Source organism: Bradyrhizobium sp. 195 (assembly GCF_023101665.1).
Taxonomy (GTDB): domain Bacteria; phylum Pseudomonadota; class Alphaproteobacteria; order Rhizobiales; family Xanthobacteraceae; genus Bradyrhizobium.
The window spans coordinates 2,490,268-2,505,765 of sequence record NZ_CP082161.1 but is presented as its reverse complement, the minus strand read 5'-3'; the positions used below and the strand labels follow the sequence as shown (position 1 = coordinate 2,505,765).

The following is a 15,498-nucleotide window of genomic DNA, read 5'->3' as shown; positions in this document are numbered from 1 at the left end:
ATAGCGTCGCATACTCTCCTCGTCGTCCCGGGGCGCGCGTAGCGCGAACCCGGGACCCATAGCCACAGGGTCGCGTTTGACGAAGACTCGTGGTGACCGGCTCGCGCCATAACCTCTCCCTGTGGCTATGGGTCCCGGATCTGCGCGCGCTTGGGGCGCGCTTGTCCGGGACGACGGCGGAGTGGGTGGCGGCACCGCAGCTAGAACAGCGAGCCCTGTCCGTCATCCGGCGAGCTGGCCGCCACCTTCCGCGCCACCTTCTTCGGCTTGGCCGCCTCTGCTTCCGCCGCCATCTCCTCCGCGCTGATCGGCAACAACAACTGATCGTCGTCATTGGCGACGCGGTTGACGCGGGTGGAGACCGGGTGCCAGGCGAATTCGCCGCGGCGCGGGGTCGTCATCAGCGGCAGGATCGCGTCGACCTCGTCGCCGCTGATGTCGAGCCAGCGCTCGAAATCGCGCTCGCCGATGGTGACGGGGACACGATCATGTAGCGCGGCGAGATCCTCGCCCGCCGCGGCCGTGACGATCGCGACCGTGTCGAGCTCCTCGCCGTTCGGCCCGGCCCAGGTCTCGAACAAAGCAGCGAAACCGAGCGGCGCACCGTCGGCACGGTGGATGAAGAAAGGCTGCTTGCGGCCGTCCTCCACCTTCCATTCGTAATAGCCGTCGGCCGGGATCAGCCCGCGCCGCCGGCGAATCGCTCGCTTGAACGCGGGCTTCTCCAGCACCGTCTCGGAGCGGGCGTTGATCAGGAGCGTAAAGCCCTTGGGGTCCTTGACCCATCCCGGCAAGAGGCCCCAGCGCATCAGCCGGAAATGCCGCGCGCCGTTCTCGATCAGAACGACCGGAATCGGTTGTGTCGGCGCCACGTTGTACCGAGGCGGGAAATTCGGCTGCTCGACATAGCCGAACAGTTGCCGCAAGGCCGCGGGGGCCGAAGTTATGACGAAGCGTCCACACATCCCAAGGCGTCTATATAGGGTCCGTTCAGGTCCTTTTAACCCCGAACGTTAACACTGCGGCGAATGAGCTCAATGGCCTCCCAACCCGCGCGGACGCACGTACAGACGGGCCCCGAGGCCTCCGCCTGGGCCGAGCGGCTGCGCGTGGCCAACATCAACCCGCGGACCGGGCTTGCCACCGACTATCTCAACCATTTCAATGAAGCCGTGATGCTGCTGGAAATGGTCCCGGACATGCCCGAATGCGCGGAAGATTTTCTGACCTGGTCGCCACTGTCCTATGCCGAGCATTTCACGGCCTCCAACTTCAAGGCGCGCGACCTCGCCATCGAAGCCTATGAGAAGGCCGATCCCAACGTCCGCGCCCAGTTCGACCACCTCACCGATACCATGACCTCGATCCTGACAGCGGTCGGCTCGGCCATGCGTGAGGTCGAGAAGGACACGACGCGCATCCGCCTCGCCGAGCAGGCCGCGCTCTGGGTCAAGCCGCTGATCGCGGCTTGCGGCGGCATCATCCATGGCGGGGCCGAAGCGGACGTCGATACCATCATGGCGAACTGAGCCAGGTCCTCTGAGAAAATGGTTTCAGCCGTCCAGCCCACCCATCCCCAGCTCGCCGTCAGCGCCGCCATTTTCCACGACGGCAAGGTGCTGCTGACCCGCCGCGCCCGCTCGCCCGCCAAGGGCTTCTATTCGCTCCCGGGCGGCCGGGTCGAATTCGGCGAATCGCTGCACCAGGCACTGAGCCGCGAGGTCGACGAGGAAACCGGGCTCGACATCGCGATCGTCGGCCTCGCCGGCTGGCGCGAGGTGCTGCCGGCTGCGGGCGGAGCCGGCCATTATTTGATCATGTCGTTTGCTGCCCGCTGGGTGGCCCGTGAGCCGGTCCTGAACGACGAGCTCGACGACTACCGCTGGATCGCGCCCGACGCCCTGGCCAGCCTCGGAGACCTCAAGCTGACCGGGGGGCTGGACGAGGTGATCCAGTCCGCCGCGCGGCTGATCGGGGCATAGAAGCGGCCGCGAACTCCGCTGCACCTCTCCCGTCTGCGGGAGAGGTCGGCGCGTTCGGCAGCGCAATTGCGCGCCGGTGCGCGACGGGTGAGGGCTTTCTCCTCTTGGGGGATTCTCGCCCGCGGAGACACCCCCTCCCCAACCCTCCCCCGCAAGCGGGAGAGGGAGCGCACCATCCGATTGCCCCGCCTTGCGTCCCCAGCCTTGAAGAGGCATACAGCCCGCCGATGTCCACGCGATTTCTCGCCATTTTTGCTCTCATTCTCGCCTGCGCCTCCGGGCCCACGAGGGCCCAGGACGTGGCGGCGCCGTTTGACGGCGATTTGCAGCGACTGGCGGAGATCCTCGGCGGGCTGCACTACCTGCGCGGCATCTGCGGAGCCAACGAGGGCAACAAATGGCGCAACGAGATGCAGGCGCTGATCGATGCCGAAACCCCTTCCGGCGAGCGCCGCACGCGCATGATCGCCGGCTTCAATCGCGGCTATAACGGCTTTCAACAGACCTACCGGAGCTGCACGCCGGCGGCGACGGTGGCGATCCGCCGCTATATCGAGGAAGGCTCGAAGATCTCGCGCGATCTGACGGCGCGCTACGCGAACTGATCTCTCTCCACGTGTCATTCCGGGGCTCGCGAAGCGAGAGCCCGGAATCCATTCATCCACCGACTCTGTAGCGCGATGGATTCCGGGTTCGCGCTGCGCGCGCCCCGGAATGACGAGAGAGAGGATCGACGCGTGCGCGCGCCGGGAACTCTGTCATGGAGTTTGTTCACAGCCGTTAACCGTTCTTAAAGATGTGGCCTAGCGGCCGTTAACGCCCGTGCTACACCTCTCGCACAGCGCATCGCCGTGGATCGCGCCCCAGCCCTGATCGAGTTTCATGAGCCAGCCGATTTCCTACGCCCCCGCACGCGCGCCGCTGCCCGATCACGAGCAGAAGCAGGCCGCACTGAGCTATCTCAACGAGGCCTGGGCCGAGGCGCGCCATGACGGCGTCGACGGCGACTGCCTGGCGCAGGCGAGTCTGTTTGCAGCCTTTGCCGAGCTCGTCGGCACCTATGGCGAGGACGCGGTCGCCAAGTTCGTCGAGGGCTTTCCCGGCCGCATCCGCAACGGCGAATTCTCGGTCGACATCTGCAGGCAGTAGGCACTGCCGAAAAATGACCCCGCCACGCGGGCGGGGCCAGTCGACGGATGAATGACTTTGCGAACAGGATTTGGCGAACAGGTTCGCGAAGTCTGCCGCTTTTATCGCACGGAAGCAGCTTTCCGCGGACAAGCATTAGTCTCGCGATCGCCGGGAGATATTCCCGCGCTGCGATTGGAACCTTTGTCCGGTTTTTCCCGTTGTCGGAAGATCGGAAGCCAAGGCGTGAGTGCCTCAGATGCTTGAAGTTGGCGTGCCCCCTCCTGTCGTGCCCTATGGCGCAGATCAGACCCTGTTCGTGGTCATCGATCGCCTCGACGAGGCGACGGAGATTCGCATCGAACGGAGCGATCTCGAAGCCACGATCGGCGAGCTCGTCGCTGGCTGCTTCAACGACCCCATCAAGGTGATTTCGTTCAACACGCTCGAACACTGGATGAAGGACATCTCGACCGATGTCGCCGGCGAGATCCGGGCGCGCTGCGATATCGACGGCACGACGATGCCCGACTATCTCAGCGACTTCGTCGAGAGCCACAGCTGATCGCGCGTCGTCGCACCAACGACACTCAGATCGCAGGCAACAAAAAGCACCGCTTCCGCGGCGCTTTTCGTGTGAATCGCCTAATGCTCAATGGTGCCAGAACAATGCCAGGAGCAAAACGATCGGCAGCGGCACGCCAAGCAACCAAAGCAAAGCACCTCGTCCAAAACCCATGATGTCCTCCTCTCGTATCGCCGGGAATGACGCCCGGAGAAAAGAGAAGTTCCGCGCCTCGCAGCGAAGGCGAATGCAGTCAGAGCATGGAACGCGGGGTTATGCGCTGCGGTGCTTGCCGGCGATGACCTCGATCTCGCGGCGGCGCTCGCCGGCGAAGCTCAGGAGCTTTTCGATCGTCAGCGTATCCGTGATCCGTTTGGCGAGCCGCTCGGCGCGCGCCGCCTGATCTTCGAGATACTGGATCGTGTTCAAGCGCCGCCTCCCCGAAAGCCCAGAATTGTTGGACAGGTATGGTGCGACAGAGCAACTAACAGCCGGTTAAGCGCCGCGCTGGCGGGAGCTCATTGCACGACGTCCAGCCTGACATTGGTGATGCCCTTGTCGACCATGCCGAGCGCCTCGGCCGCGGAGGGAGAAACGTCGACCACACGCCCGCGAACATAGGGACCGCGATCGTTGACCCTGACCGTGACGAAGCGACCGGAGTTGGTATCGGTGACGCGCAACTTGGTGCCGAATGGCAGGGTGGGATGCGCCGCGGTCAACTCGTTCTTGTCGAACCGCTCGCCGCTCGCGGTCTCCGTATCGGAATAGAAGCTGGCGACGCCATGCGACGCGGTCTGCTTTGCGTCACGGACGGGGACGCGCGCCCGGCTGATCGGGCGTGGGTGCAGCGCCGCCACACGGTGCGGGCGCTCGACCGCGGCCTGCCGGCTGGCGCCGGCGAGATCGGCCTTCTGGCGGCCGACCGGCGATTGCGCGCAGGCGGCAAGCGAGGCGGCGCCGGCGATGGCGAGCAACAGCCGGCACGAGGTTGCGAAGGAAATCCGGGCAGTTTCGGCACGTGCAATGCGAGACATGGTACGCCCCTCCGAACGACCCGATTTTCGGTGGGCAATGAGGGCAGAACCTTGTCGGAACAAAAGCAGGCCTGGGGCCGCCGCCGTTTCGCGTCAGCTGTGACGATTCCATCACAGTCCCTGTCCTGAATCGGCACAGAGAGGGCGACCGGCCCAGCTCAGGCCGGTGGCGGGATCGCGCGCAAGGCGTCGCGGAATACGCCGAACTGCAATCGAAACGCTTGCGGGCTGTAGTCCTGATAGTAACCCGCAGTCACCGCGACGACGAGATCGAGTTCGGGGACGATGCGGATCGACTGCCCGCCACGACCCAGCGCGCCGATCCAGTTCACCTTCCGGTCGTTGAGCCGCGCCTGGCCACGCCACCATAAATATCCGTAGGATTGATCGTCGGTCGCCTTGATCTTCTCTGCCGTGGAAGCGTCGATCCATGCCTTGGAAACGATCTGGCGGTCGTGCCAGCGGCCGCCCGCAAGGACGAGCTGGCCGATCTTGGCCATGTCGCGTGGCCGCAGGCGCAATCCCCCTCCGGCGTCGGTATCCCCCCTGTACCGACCCCACGCCGTGCCGGTGATCCCCAGAGGTTCGAACAACGTCTCACGCGCAAAGTCATCGAGGGGACGGCCGGTCGCCTTGCGGATGATGGCCGACACCAGCGTGAGCGCGCCGGTGTTATAGAAGAACTCCTTTCCCGCCGCGGCAGTCATGGGAAGACCGAGAACGTAACGGCACGGATCCCATGCCATATGCATGCGCTGCTCGTCGTTGTCGTCGTCTCCCGTTGTGGGCGTCGCTTCGATCCACTTCAGCCCCATCGACATGGTGAGCGCGTGTGCCAGCCGGATGCGGTCCTTTTCGGGGGAACGCAAGTCGGACAGCTCGGGAAAAAAGCTGAAGATCGGTTCGTCGACGCTGCGTATCAGCCCCCGGTCGATCGCGATCCCGACTGCGAGTGACGCAACGCTCTTCGACACCGATTTCATGTTGTGCAGCGTATCGGCATCAAAGGCGACGTTCTCCACGCGGCGGCCGAAAATACGGCCGGGTATCTCGTCGGCTCCCCTGAAGTAGTGCTCGAACACCAGCTTGCCATTGCGGGCGACCAGCACGGCATGGATGTTGGCATCGCTCGAGGCGAGGCGATCGGCCATCCCGCACAGCGCCTCGCGATTGACGAGACTGTTGTCATCGACGGAACCGACCGGCCAGCCGTCGTCCCGCACGAGCGGACCGCCGCAGCCGGCGGATGGGTTCGCGCCGACCGGCAAGGCCGAAAGCGGCGCCAGTGCGGCTCCCCCGAGGAGCGAAATGAATTGGCGCCGCCTCATTCGAGCCTCCCGCTTACATCCGCTCCGATGCCCGGCAGATCTCGGCACGAGCCTCGCCGGACTCGGCATATTCCCTGAGGATGCGCGCGAATTCGCGCCAATAGAGCTTTCGCCAGCTCGTCTTCAAGCTGGCGAGGAAATCGAGCTCGCGTTGCGTCAGTGTGCACATCGCTCTCTAGGCCACGAGGCCTCCCATCGGTTTGAGGTCGGCGCTGCCGGGGAAGACCGTCTCGGCGAGGACCTTTTCCTCAACGCGCAAATGATCCCTCAACAGGCCCTTCAGCACCGCGCGCAGATCGGTGGTCGGCTTGAGGTCGCGATCCTCGAACAGTTGCGCCGGCTTCAGCCCTGGCCAGTCCGCAATGACGCGACCGCCGGCGAGCCCGCCGCCGATCAGGAAGGCGACCGTACCCGTGCCGTGATCGGTGCCTTGCGTGCCATTGATGCGCGCAGTGCGCCCGAACTCGGTGACCACGGCGACCACAGTCTCCTTCCATGCCTCGCCCATGTTGGTCTCGATCGCGGCGAAAGCGCCGTCGAGCGCTCCGAGCAGATTGTAGAGCTGGCCCGAGGCCGCGCCTTCCGCGATGTGCGTATCCCACCCCACGAAGCCCATCGCGCCGACGCGCGGGCCGTCGGGCTTGGCGAGATAGCGCGCGGCGGTGCCGGCGGCTTCGGCGAAGTAGGCGCGCACGCGCGCGATCCCCGGCGGCGCCAAGGTCGGATCGTCCGACGTCGCTTCGCCCATGCTGGGTGCCGCGCTGAGCGAAGCGAGCTTCATGCGCGTCTGGAGCACGGTGGCAAGCTTCGGGTCGGTGTGCTGGTATAGATCGAGCAGGCGGCTCTGCGTGTCCTCACTCGCCGGCAGAAGCCTCTGCGGGACCCATGTCATCACAGGCGCGGAGCCGCGCACCACCAGCGGCGTCACCGAGCCGATGCCGAGCGCACGGCTGCCGCGCGGATCGACGCGGCCACCCCCTTCCAGCGAAAGCAGCGCGCGGTTGAGCCAGCCTGACGCGGTCGCGCCCGGCTTGCTGAAGCCGCTCTCCAGCACGTCCTGGCCGTCGAAATGCGAACGCTCTCGATAGGGCGTCGCCGTGGCATGGACGATCGCGGCCTTCCCGCTCTTGTAGAGCCGGTGCAGGTTCGGCATCGCCGGATTGAGCGCGAAGAAGGCATCAAGCGGCAGCGCCGGCGGCTTGCCGTCCAGCACCAGCGCGCGATCGCCGCGCAACGAGATCCAGTCGGGATCGCCGACCGGTGCGACTGCGCCGAGGCCGTCGAGCGCGCCGCGCAGGACGATGACGAGCAGGCGCGGATCGCGTCCTTCGGCGCGCGCGATCCTGGGCATCTGGCTCCACGCGAACAGCGCGCCGGAACCGACCAGAAGCTCGCGTCGCGTCGGCAGGTGATTGACGAAGCCCATGCTCACCTCCTCTGAAAATCCGCCGACATGAACAGCAACGCCAGCGCCTGCTGCCGGCTCTCGGCGCGGCCGACGGCCTGCTTCACCTCGCTCGCGATCTGCGATGCGAAGACATCCTCGATGATGGCTTGCGGATCGGCCATGCCGCTGATGCGCTCGGCAACATTGTTGGCGACGTCGAGCCGCCGGCCGACGCCGTCGATCCAGCTCGCCTCGTCATCCGGATAGCCTTTTGGCGCGGACGGACGCCACAGCGGTTCGCCGAGCAGCTCCTGGCCGCCGGTGAAGCGGACCGGATCGACCTGGGTGATGCCGGTCGCGCGCGCCAGGCCGACGACCCATTCGCCGGGACGCTTCAGCTTCGACGGCGGCGCGCGCCAGGACTCGTCCGACGACACCATCGCGATCGCGACCTGCTTGAGATCGCCCTCGGTGTCGCGAAAAGTCTTCGCCATCTGCTCGACGAGCGCCGGCGGCGGCTCGTCGGCGACGAAATGGCGCGCGAGCTTGGTCGCGACGTGGGTCGCGGTCGCCGGATGCGCTGCGAGGTCGCGCAGCACGGCGCGGCCCTGTTCGGCATCGTCCTGCTCGTAGCGTTTGCCGAGCACGGTCTGTCCGCCGGGCTCATGCAGCCGCGGATTGAAGGTGAACTCCCCGCCATGCTGGGGATCGGCGCCCGGCGGCACCAGTGTCCAGCCGGTCATGACGTTGGCGAAGCTGATGACGTCGTCCTGGGTGTAGCCCGTGCGCACACCGAGCGTGTGCAGCTCCATGATCTCGCGTGCGATGTTCTCGTTGAGACCGCGGTTGCGATTGATGCCTGCGACCGAGTTGGCGCCCATCGATTCCAGATTATCGAGATAGAACAGCATGGCCGGGTGGCCCTCGACGGCCTGCAGCAGGTCGACAAAGCGGCCGAGCGTATTGGCGCGGACCGCTTCGCGCTCATAGGCGCCGGACATGCTCTGGATCTTGTTGGCCGAGATGCAGAAATGATTGGACCAGAACCAGACCAGCCGCTCAGCAAAGCCGCTCTCGGCCGCGAGCGCGGCTTCCGTGCGCAGCTTGGCCTCCTGCAGATAGATCGGACGTCCGGGATCGGGAATGGCGTCAGCCGCCTGCTTGGCCGCCATCTCGGCAGCATCCTTCTCCTGGGCATAGCCCTGTGCTTGCCCCTCGGGCTGCGCCTGGGCCTGATCGCTCGATGCCGACGCCATCTGCTGCTTCTTGGCCTGCTGCTGCGCCTGCTTGGCCCGCGCCGTCCGCCGGGCATTGGCGTCGGCCACGGTGCGATAGGCCTTTGCGCTGGCGGGAAGGCTGGCTGCAGCACTCAGCGTGAGCGGCCGGTCGAGCTCGGCGATCAACGCCCCGCGCGGGTCGCTCCCGAGCGCGGCAATCGATCCCGGCCGCGGTCCCAATCCGAAGCGATGCAGCGCCAGCACAGCGTCGGCCTTTGCGGAATTGCTCATGGCGAATGCCCGATTATAGGCTACGATCTGTAATGCTACGTATCGTAGCATTCATGATGCGAGCCGACAAGCGGAGATTGCAGGACCTTCGTCAAGCCGTCGGAAGCCGCCGCTGCGCCCACGGAAGAATGCCCAGGTTGAATTCGTTGCCGCGGCTCGTTCACCTCTCCCGCTTGCGGGAGAGATCGCGCCGGAGGCGCGGGTGAGGGCTTTCTCCTCTTGGGGATTGTCCCATCGCGCAGAAACCCTCTCCCCGACCCTCTCCCGCAAGCGGGAGGCTCCGTTGTCCCTAGAAATTCGGCCCGAGCGCAATCTTCGTGATCGTGCCGTTCCTGACACCGATGCGCCATTCCGCCGAGCCGTTGGCGAACTGGGCGACGTAGATGTCGCTGTCGAGCGCGGTGACGCCGCGGAAGGAGACCGCACGCAACGCACCGAGCCGCGCCAGGATCGCCTGGTCGAACGGCAATTGCTGGCGCGTGATGTCGGCCACTTCCGACGTCATCTGCTCGTAGTCGGGCTGCCCCTTGCCGACGCCCTCGATATAGCGGCGCAGCATCTCTTCGCCGTTGGCGATCGGAACGGCGCGGCGCGCGGCGCGTCCCGGACGTGCACCGATATTCGAGGCTTCCACATTATGAAAGCGGGTCTGCCGCCCCGGCACCACGATCTCCAGGCACCGTCCCGACTTGTCGGCAATCATCCAGGGATTGTTCACGGTGGTGGTGGTGGCCCAGGTCATGTTCGGCCTGACGATCTGGGTCTTGCGATTGCCGTCCGCATCGAGATTGGACACCTGGATGTCGTCGCCCATCTCGTTATAGAGCATGATCCTGATCGGCGAGGTGCCGGCCCGGCCGCGAACGCTCACCTCCTCCGTGCAAGGCACGATGCCGCCGAGCTCGTCATTGCCGTCAGCCCGGAAGATAACGTCGCCGACCTTGCCGTCGGGCTCCAGCAGAAGACGGAATTCCGCCGTGCCGTTCTCGAATTTGGCACCATAGATGTCATAGCCGCCGGGGCCGACGCCGCGGAAGAAGATAGACTCGAGAGCGCCGAGCGCCACGAACGTGGCCTGCGTCTCGTTGAGCTGGCGGTGAATCTTTGTAGCCAGTGGCGCGCTCATGCGCTCGTAGTTCGGCGTGCCATGGCGCAGATCTTCGATGCCGTGCAGGATCATCTCCTTGCCGCCGGCAACCGGAACCTGCTCCCGGAAACGATCCGGGACTTCCGCAACACGGCGCGCGAAGTCGGCCTCGATCGCCTGCGCCACCGCCGCGTCGACCCGTGGGGCGAGGCGCGCACCGGAGACTGCGTTCTGAACCAGCACGCGCGAGACCTTGCCCTGCTCGTCGCGCAGGAAGATCAGGAGATTGCGGCCATGGATCGAGAAGGCGTCCACCCCCTCAGGGAGAAGGGGCGCCGGGCCTTGCAGGGTTTCCTGCACCAGGAGGCGATCCCCCTCATGGCGCACGGTGAGCACGCGGTTCGGCGCAACCTTGTACCAGCCGACATATTGATCGAACGCGGCGGAATCGGCTGCCGTCGTCGGCATCTCAGCGACGCGAACCGCGCGCACGTCGCGACCGTTCATGCGCAGCTTCAGCTCGGACGACCGGCGCTCCGCATCCAGCGCAAACGTGATCTCGCCGGACGTGGCCGCATAAGACGCCGTGCCGTCGCTCCCAACAGTCAGGCGCAATTTGCGTTGCCCGGTCAGCTGGCCGAAGAGATCGTCGCCCTCGCGGAAGATGGCGAACACCGAGGCCGGGCCCATGGCGTAGAAATTGACGAAGGGGCGGTAGTGCTGAACGGGTACTTCGCCAGCATCCGCCGCAACAGGCACCGGGTCCGGCGTGCGATAGGCGATCATGCCGGCGGACACGACCACTACCGGAACGATGGCGGCCGCGATCCACACTCGCTTGCGCCAGCTGACCGCAACGGGCATTGCGGCAGCCGCGATGATGCGCTCGACGCGCGCACGCACGGTCGAGGCCCGCGCCATCGCGAGCTCGGCCGGCCTCGGCTTCACGGTGCTGGCGAAATCGAGCAGGATCTCGGCATAGGAGAGCCGGTCGTCGATGATCTCGATCGCCTCTGCGTCGCTGATGATCTCGGCGAGCTCGGCGAGGCGCGCCAGCTGCCACCACGAGAACGGGCTGAACCAGAACACCGCGCGGTTGAGCGACGCCAGCAGGAGGACATAGAAATCCCGGTTGGCGACATGCGCGCCTTCATGCGCGAGCACGGCGAGGCGCTTCTTGGCGTCCCAGCTGGTGAATTGCGGCGGCACCAGAATGGTCGAGCCGAAGGTGACGGGGCCGCCGACATCGCGGCTGACGCGCACGTCGGCCTCGAGCATCTGCGGGCCCTTCATCGGCTTTGCCGCGCGCGCAAGACGCCAGGTCAGGCAGAGACCGATCGCGAGCCGCAGCAGCAACAAGCCGGCGATGCCGGCATAGACGATGGTGGCGATCAGCCACCAATTGATCGACAGCCCAGCTTTCGGCGGCGGCGGTGCGACGGCGACCCCGGGCGCCACGGGCAGCGCGGGCTGCGGCATCTCCAGCATCGAGATGTCCGCCGGCAGAAAATCAGTCGGCACGGAGACCGGCAAAGGCAGCCGGCTGATCGTGAGCGTCGGCCAATGCATCACGAAGGGCATCGCCAGCGACGCCAGCAGCACGACGACCCAGGCCGTCATGTGAACGTGCGGATTGCGCACGCGAAACAGGTTGAGACCGAACCAGACGACGCCTCCCAGCACAAGGGAGCGCAGTGCCGCCTCCGCCAGAGTTGCGATCATTCTTTCTTCACTCCCCTCGCCTTCTTCGCCTTGGCCACCTGATCGGCCAGCTCGCGCAATTGCTGCTGGTCGAGCATCTTGTTGTCCACCATGCCGACGAGGACCTCCTCGATCGAGCCGTTGCAGAACCAGTCGACGATGCGCTGCACTGCCTTGGCCGCCACCTTCGCGCGCTCCTCGGCGGCGTGATAGACATAGGTGCGGCCGTCCACGGTGTGGCGAGCATAGCCCTTTTCCTCGAGCCGGCGCAGCACGGTGCGGACCGTCGATTCCTTCAGACGCCGCGGCAGACGTTCACGCACGATCTCGGCCGTGACGGGACCATGGGCCCAAACCAATTGCATGACCTCGCGCTCGAGGTCGCCCAGTTCGGGCAAACGATCGTCCATGGCACCTGACCTTGCGGCTTGAGTTCTTCTTGTAACGCTACAGACTGTCGCATATGGGACCGCGCGGCACAACGGCGTTTCCACCTGAGATGGTGGCGCGATGCTGACCTAACGTGGAATGAGCTTAGGTTGGATCAAGAGCCCGCGGGCTCGGTGCACCTCTCCCGCCTGCGGGAGAGGTCGGCGCAACGCGCCGGGTGAGGGTTCTCTCCTCTTGGGGGCGCTCGATCGCGGAGATACCCTCTCCCCAGCCCTCCCCCGCAAGCGGGGGAGGGAGCACACCACCCTCGACGTCAGCGGGCTAACCGAGCCGTTTGGGATGTACAAGCCCTAGTAATGCGGCTCGTACATCTGGGACTGGACCAGGGCCTTGACGTCGTTGGGCGCCGGTCCGTCGGCGAGCCCGCGCTGATAGGCGACGTCGGCGACGGCCGCGGCGATGCGAACCGAGACCTCGCGGATACGCGGCAGCGCCGGATAGAGACTGCCTTGCGCGAGGTCGTCCTTGCCGACGCAATCGGCAAGCGTATGGGCGGCCGCCATGAACATCTCGTCGGTCACCAGCTTCGAGCCACTGGCGATGACGCCGAGCCCGACGCCGGGGAAGATGTAGGAATTGTTGCCCTGGCGCGGCACGAAGCTGCGGCCGTTGAGCTTGACCGGATCATACGGGCTGCCGCAGGCAAACAGCGCACGGCCCTCGGTGTAGCGATAGGCATCCTCCGCCGAGCATTCGGCCTTCGAGGTCGGGTTCGAGAGCGCGAACACGATCGGCTGTTCGTTGAGCGCCGCCATCGTCTTGAGCACCTCGGGCGTGAAAGCGCCGCCGACCGCGGCAACGCCGATGATCGCCGTCGGCTTCAGCGTCTTGATCGCGGTGAGGAAGTCGGCGATCGGCGCCTGCTCGGTGTGGGCGTAGCGGAGCTTGTGGCCGGACAGGCCATCACGACCGCTGACGACGAGGCCGCGGGAATCCACCAGCCAGTTGCGGCGGAGCGCGTCCGCCTCGGAAGCGCCCTCCGCCATCATCGCGGACACCACGAGATCGGCGATGCCGGTTGCCGCCTCGCCAGCACCGAGGAAGAGGATGCGCTGGTCCCTGAGCTTGCCGCCGGAGACGCGCAAGGCCGAGAACAAGCCGGCGAGCGCCACCGCCGCGGTGCCCTGGATGTCGTCGTTGAAGACGCAGGCTTCATCCCGATATTTGTGCAGCAGTTTGAACGCCGAATGGTTGGCGAAATCCTCGAACTGGATCAGCACGCCCGGAAACGTCTGTCGCGCAGCTTGCATGAACTCGTCGACGAAGCTGTCATAGGCTTCGCCCGTCAGCCGCCGCTCGCGCAGGCCAAGATAATAGGGGTCGTTCAGGAGCTCTTCGTTATTGGTGCCGACGTCGAGCACAATAGGCAGGCACGATTCCGGATGCACGCCGGCGCAGGCCGAATAGAGCGAGAGCTTGCCGACCGGAATGCCCATGCCGTTGGCACCGAGATCGCCAAGTCCCAAAATGCGCTCGCCGTCGGTGACGACGATCAGCTTGGCCGGATAGGGCCAGTTCTTCAGGATCTCCGCGATCTGACCGCGGTCGCGCGAGGAGATGAACATGCCGCGCGGCCGCTGGAAGATCAGGCCGTATTTCTGGCAGGCGAGCCCGACCGTCGGCGTGTAGATGATCGGCTGGATCTCGTCGATATTGTCGACGACGACGCGGAAGAACAGCGCCTCGTTGCGGTCATGCAGCGCGTTCAGCGCGACATATTTTTCGAGGTCCGTCGGCAGCGTGCGCAAATTGGTGAGGACGCGCTGAGCCTGCGTCTCCATCGTCAGCACGCAAGGCGGCAGGAGGCCGCGCAGGCCGAGTGCGTCGCGCTCGGATTCCGTGAAGGCGGTGCCCTTGTTGAGCAAGGGATCGCGCAGCAGCGCCATGCCTTGCGGCGGATTGGACGACGTCGATTGGGCAACGACCCGGGCAGGTCTATTCACGAATTCCCCCAAGAAGCTTCACATTGAACCGCGTACATTGTCGGCCAGCGCTCCAACGAGATCAAGGACGTAGAGACCGAAGCGCCGATTGTGATCTCGCACCGCAGCGAGATTGTCGCGAACGACAGGCGGCGCGCGAGAGAAGGTTAACGCGGCGAGGCTATTCAGGCTTGATGTTCGCGGCCTTCACGATCGGCCACCATTTCTCGGTCTCGGCCTTCTGGAAAACGGCGAGCTCTGCGGGTGTCTGCTGCTCCGGCGGCGGAATCTCCTGGCCCAGTTCGGCAAAGCGCTGCTTGACCGCGGCATTGGCGAGCACGGCGACGATTGCCGCGTTGAGCTTGGCGACGATGTCCTTCGGCGTGTTCTTCGTGCCCAGATGCCGTGCCAGTAGGAAATATAGAGCCCGGGCAAGCCCGCTTCGTCGACGGTCGGGATATCCGGGGCGGACGCAAGCCGCGTCGGCGAGGTCACTGCGAACGCCTTGATCGCACCGCTCTTGGCATGTGCCAGCGAGTTCGCCGCCTGGTCGAACATGATGTCGATCTGCCCTGCCACGAGATCGATCATGGCGGGCCCGGCGCCGCGATAGGGTACGAACTGGAAGTCGGTGCCGGTCTTGTCCTTGAAGAAGACGGCGGCGACATGCGCGCCTGTGCCCGCCCCTGAGGTCCCCGCGGTGGCCTTGCCGGGATTGGCCTTCAGCCACGCGATCAGCTCCTTCAGATCATTGGCCTCGAGCGACTTGCGGCCGACGATGAGCTGCGTGCCCATCGCGATCAACGCGATGGGTTCGAAATCACTTACGACGTCATAAGGCAGGTTGAGGATGGCGCCGTTCAGCACATGGGTGCCCCAATGGCCGATCGTGATGGTGGTTCCATCCGGCGTTGCGCGTGCGACGCGGGCGCCGGCGATGCTGCCGGAGGCGCCGGCGACGTTCTCGACCACGACCGTGGTGCGCAGCTCGGCGGCGATCCGCTCGGACAAGATCCGCGCCAGCGTATCGGTCGGGCCGCCCGCCGCGAACGGTACGATGAGGGTAATGGGGCGCGAGGGAAACGGCTGCGCCTGACCCGGCGTCGTCCATGCCGCAGATCCGGCCAACGCGGACCGCGATCAGCGCGACCTTCGAGGTCTCGAAGATGCCGAGCCAGAGGATGAACAGCGGCACCCAGGCCAGCGAGGGGATCGCGCGCCTGGGCAATGGTACCGTCGATGTCGGCGGTGTCGGTGTTGGTCATCGACTGCACGACGATCGGCGCACCGCCGCCGTCACATGACGGCGCAAGACGGCCCACAGCCCTCGTATCATTCCACCCACCCATTGTCGTCGCCCGCATTTTGGCAGCGAGCTGGAGGCAGAGTGAACGCTGCCGGGT

General features: G+C 65.6%; 16 protein-coding genes and 1 pseudogene. 6 read left to right on the top strand and 11 right to left on the bottom strand.

The features are described from left to right. Positions 1-200: 200 nt before the first annotated feature. Positions 201-965 (bottom strand): SOS response-associated peptidase, encoded by a 765-nt coding sequence (locus IVB26_RS11605; RefSeq protein ID WP_247971775.1) that lies wholly within the window; start codon positions 963-965, stop codon positions 201-203. 63 nt (positions 966-1,028) lie between these two features. On the opposite strand from IVB26_RS11605, the gene IVB26_RS11600 reads away from it, so the two are divergent. The 5 genes from IVB26_RS11600 (at position 1,029) to IVB26_RS11580 (ending at position 3,675) form a co-directional block, all read left to right on the top strand. Further along, the gene (locus IVB26_RS11600) at positions 1,029-1,529 is read left to right on the top strand and encodes a hypothetical protein (RefSeq protein ID WP_247529697.1); all 501 of its coding nucleotides are present in this window, start codon (positions 1,029-1,031) and stop codon (positions 1,527-1,529) included. A gap of 18 nt (positions 1,530-1,547) precedes the next feature. Further along, on the top strand, positions 1,548-1,982 hold the full coding sequence (locus IVB26_RS11595; RefSeq protein ID WP_247971774.1) for an NUDIX hydrolase: 435 nt from the start codon (positions 1,548-1,550) through the stop codon (positions 1,980-1,982). Between the two features lie 227 nt (positions 1,983-2,209). Continuing rightward, entirely contained in the window at positions 2,210-2,587 is a 378-nt protein-coding gene (locus IVB26_RS11590) for a TIGR02301 family protein (protein ID WP_247971773.1), read from the top strand. 277 nt (positions 2,588-2,864) lie between these two features. After that, positions 2,865-3,131: a hypothetical protein gene (locus tag IVB26_RS11585; RefSeq protein WP_028134933.1), complete on the top strand. Its 267-nt coding sequence runs from the start codon at positions 2,865-2,867 to the stop codon at positions 3,129-3,131. A gap of 238 nt (positions 3,132-3,369) precedes the next feature. Further along, positions 3,370-3,675 carry a hypothetical protein gene (locus IVB26_RS11580; RefSeq protein ID WP_247971772.1) on the top strand — a complete coding sequence of 102 codons (306 nt, stop codon included), beginning with the start codon at positions 3,370-3,372 and terminating at the stop codon, positions 3,673-3,675. Positions 3,676-3,948: 273 nt separating this feature from the next. Here IVB26_RS11580 and IVB26_RS11575 read toward each other — a convergent pair whose 3' ends face one another. The 10 genes and pseudogenes from IVB26_RS11575 to IVB26_RS11530 form a co-directional block, all read right to left on the bottom strand. After that, on the bottom strand, positions 3,949-4,104 hold the full coding sequence (locus IVB26_RS11575; protein ID WP_246926491.1) for a hypothetical protein: 156 nt from the start codon (positions 4,102-4,104) through the stop codon (positions 3,949-3,951). A gap of 89 nt (positions 4,105-4,193) precedes the next feature. Next, entirely contained in the window at positions 4,194-4,712 is a 519-nt protein-coding gene (locus IVB26_RS11570; protein ID WP_247971771.1) for a septal ring lytic transglycosylase RlpA family protein, read from the bottom strand. 158 nt (positions 4,713-4,870) lie between these two features. Then, on the bottom strand, positions 4,871-6,040 hold the full coding sequence (locus IVB26_RS11565; RefSeq protein ID WP_247971770.1) for a serine hydrolase domain-containing protein: 1,170 nt from the start codon (positions 6,038-6,040) through the stop codon (positions 4,871-4,873). 13 nt (positions 6,041-6,053) lie between these two features. Beyond that, the gene (locus IVB26_RS11560; RefSeq protein ID WP_247971769.1) at positions 6,054-6,209 is read right to left on the bottom strand and encodes a hypothetical protein; all 156 of its coding nucleotides are present in this window, start codon (positions 6,207-6,209) and stop codon (positions 6,054-6,056) included. A gap of 6 nt (positions 6,210-6,215) precedes the next feature. Beyond that, positions 6,216-7,466 carry a DUF1501 domain-containing protein gene (locus IVB26_RS11555; protein WP_247971768.1) on the bottom strand — a complete coding sequence of 417 codons (1,251 nt, stop codon included), beginning with the start codon at positions 7,464-7,466 and terminating at the stop codon, positions 6,216-6,218. A gap of 2 nt (positions 7,467-7,468) precedes the next feature. Next, complete coding sequence (locus tag IVB26_RS11550) at positions 7,469-8,935, bottom strand: DUF1800 domain-containing protein (RefSeq protein WP_247971767.1); 1,467 nt, start codon at positions 8,933-8,935, stop codon at positions 7,469-7,471. A gap of 289 nt (positions 8,936-9,224) precedes the next feature. After that, a complete protein-coding gene (locus tag IVB26_RS11545) occupies positions 9,225-11,744 on the bottom strand; it encodes a M56 family metallopeptidase (protein WP_247971766.1) in 2,520 nt (839 codons plus the stop codon). Further along, positions 11,741-12,133, bottom strand: a complete 393-nt coding sequence (locus tag IVB26_RS11540) for a BlaI/MecI/CopY family transcriptional regulator (protein WP_247971765.1) — start codon at positions 12,131-12,133, stop codon at positions 11,741-11,743. The genes IVB26_RS11545 and IVB26_RS11540 overlap by 4 nt, the downstream gene beginning before the upstream one ends. Positions 12,134-12,463: 330 nt before the next feature. Continuing rightward, on the bottom strand, positions 12,464-14,059 hold the full coding sequence (locus IVB26_RS11535; RefSeq protein ID WP_247973137.1) for an NAD-dependent malic enzyme: 1,596 nt from the start codon (positions 14,057-14,059) through the stop codon (positions 12,464-12,466). A 217-nt stretch (positions 14,060-14,276) separates the two neighbouring features. Next, positions 14,277-15,223: pseudogene (locus tag IVB26_RS11530) on the bottom strand (Bug family tripartite tricarboxylate transporter substrate binding protein). Between IVB26_RS11530 and IVB26_RS43510 the strand changes: the two are divergent. Continuing rightward, positions 15,205-15,399 carry a hypothetical protein gene (locus tag IVB26_RS43510; RefSeq protein ID WP_458309385.1) on the top strand — a complete coding sequence of 65 codons (195 nt, stop codon included), beginning with the start codon at positions 15,205-15,207 and terminating at the stop codon, positions 15,397-15,399. The pseudogene IVB26_RS11530 and the gene IVB26_RS43510 sit on opposite strands and share 19 nt — an antisense overlap. The last annotated feature ends 99 nt before the right edge of the window (positions 15,400-15,498 follow it).

Bases quoted from the DNA above. Each gene is read 5' to 3' on its own strand.
- IVB26_RS11560 (WP_247971769.1), bottom strand. From the start codon at position 6,209: ATGTGCACACTGACGCAACGCGAGCTCGATTTCCTCGCCAGCTTGAAG.
- IVB26_RS11595 (WP_247971774.1), top strand. From the start codon at position 1,548: ATGGTTTCAGCCGTCCAGCCCACCCATCCCCAGCTCGCCGTCAGCGCC.
- IVB26_RS11590 (WP_247971773.1), top strand. From the start codon at position 2,210: ATGTCCACGCGATTTCTCGCCATTTTTGCTCTCATTCTCGCCTGCGCC.
- IVB26_RS11600 (WP_247529697.1), top strand. From the start codon at position 1,029: ATGAGCTCAATGGCCTCCCAACCCGCGCGGACGCACGTACAGACGGGC.
- IVB26_RS11585 (WP_028134933.1), top strand. From the start codon at position 2,865: ATGAGCCAGCCGATTTCCTACGCCCCCGCACGCGCGCCGCTGCCCGAT.
- IVB26_RS11550 (WP_247971767.1), bottom strand. From the start codon at position 8,935: ATGAGCAATTCCGCAAAGGCCGACGCTGTGCTGGCGCTGCATCGCTTC.
- IVB26_RS11555 (WP_247971768.1), bottom strand. From the start codon at position 7,466: ATGGGCTTCGTCAATCACCTGCCGACGCGACGCGAGCTTCTGGTCGGT.
- IVB26_RS11535 (WP_247973137.1), bottom strand. From the start codon at position 14,059: ATGGCGCTGCTGCGCGATCCCTTGCTCAACAAGGGCACCGCCTTCACG.
- IVB26_RS11580 (WP_247971772.1), top strand. From the start codon at position 3,370: ATGCTTGAAGTTGGCGTGCCCCCTCCTGTCGTGCCCTATGGCGCAGAT.
- IVB26_RS11570 (WP_247971771.1), bottom strand. From the start codon at position 4,712: ATGTCTCGCATTGCACGTGCCGAAACTGCCCGGATTTCCTTCGCAACC.
- IVB26_RS11565 (WP_247971770.1), bottom strand. From the start codon at position 6,040: ATGAGGCGGCGCCAATTCATTTCGCTCCTCGGGGGAGCCGCACTGGCG.
- IVB26_RS43510 (WP_458309385.1), top strand. From the start codon at position 15,205: ATGCCGCAGATCCGGCCAACGCGGACCGCGATCAGCGCGACCTTCGAG.
- IVB26_RS11540 (WP_247971765.1), bottom strand. From the start codon at position 12,133: ATGGACGATCGTTTGCCCGAACTGGGCGACCTCGAGCGCGAGGTCATG.
- IVB26_RS11605 (WP_247971775.1), bottom strand. From the start codon at position 965: ATGTGTGGACGCTTCGTCATAACTTCGGCCCCCGCGGCCTTGCGGCAA.
- IVB26_RS11545 (WP_247971766.1), bottom strand. From the start codon at position 11,744: ATGATCGCAACTCTGGCGGAGGCGGCACTGCGCTCCCTTGTGCTGGGA.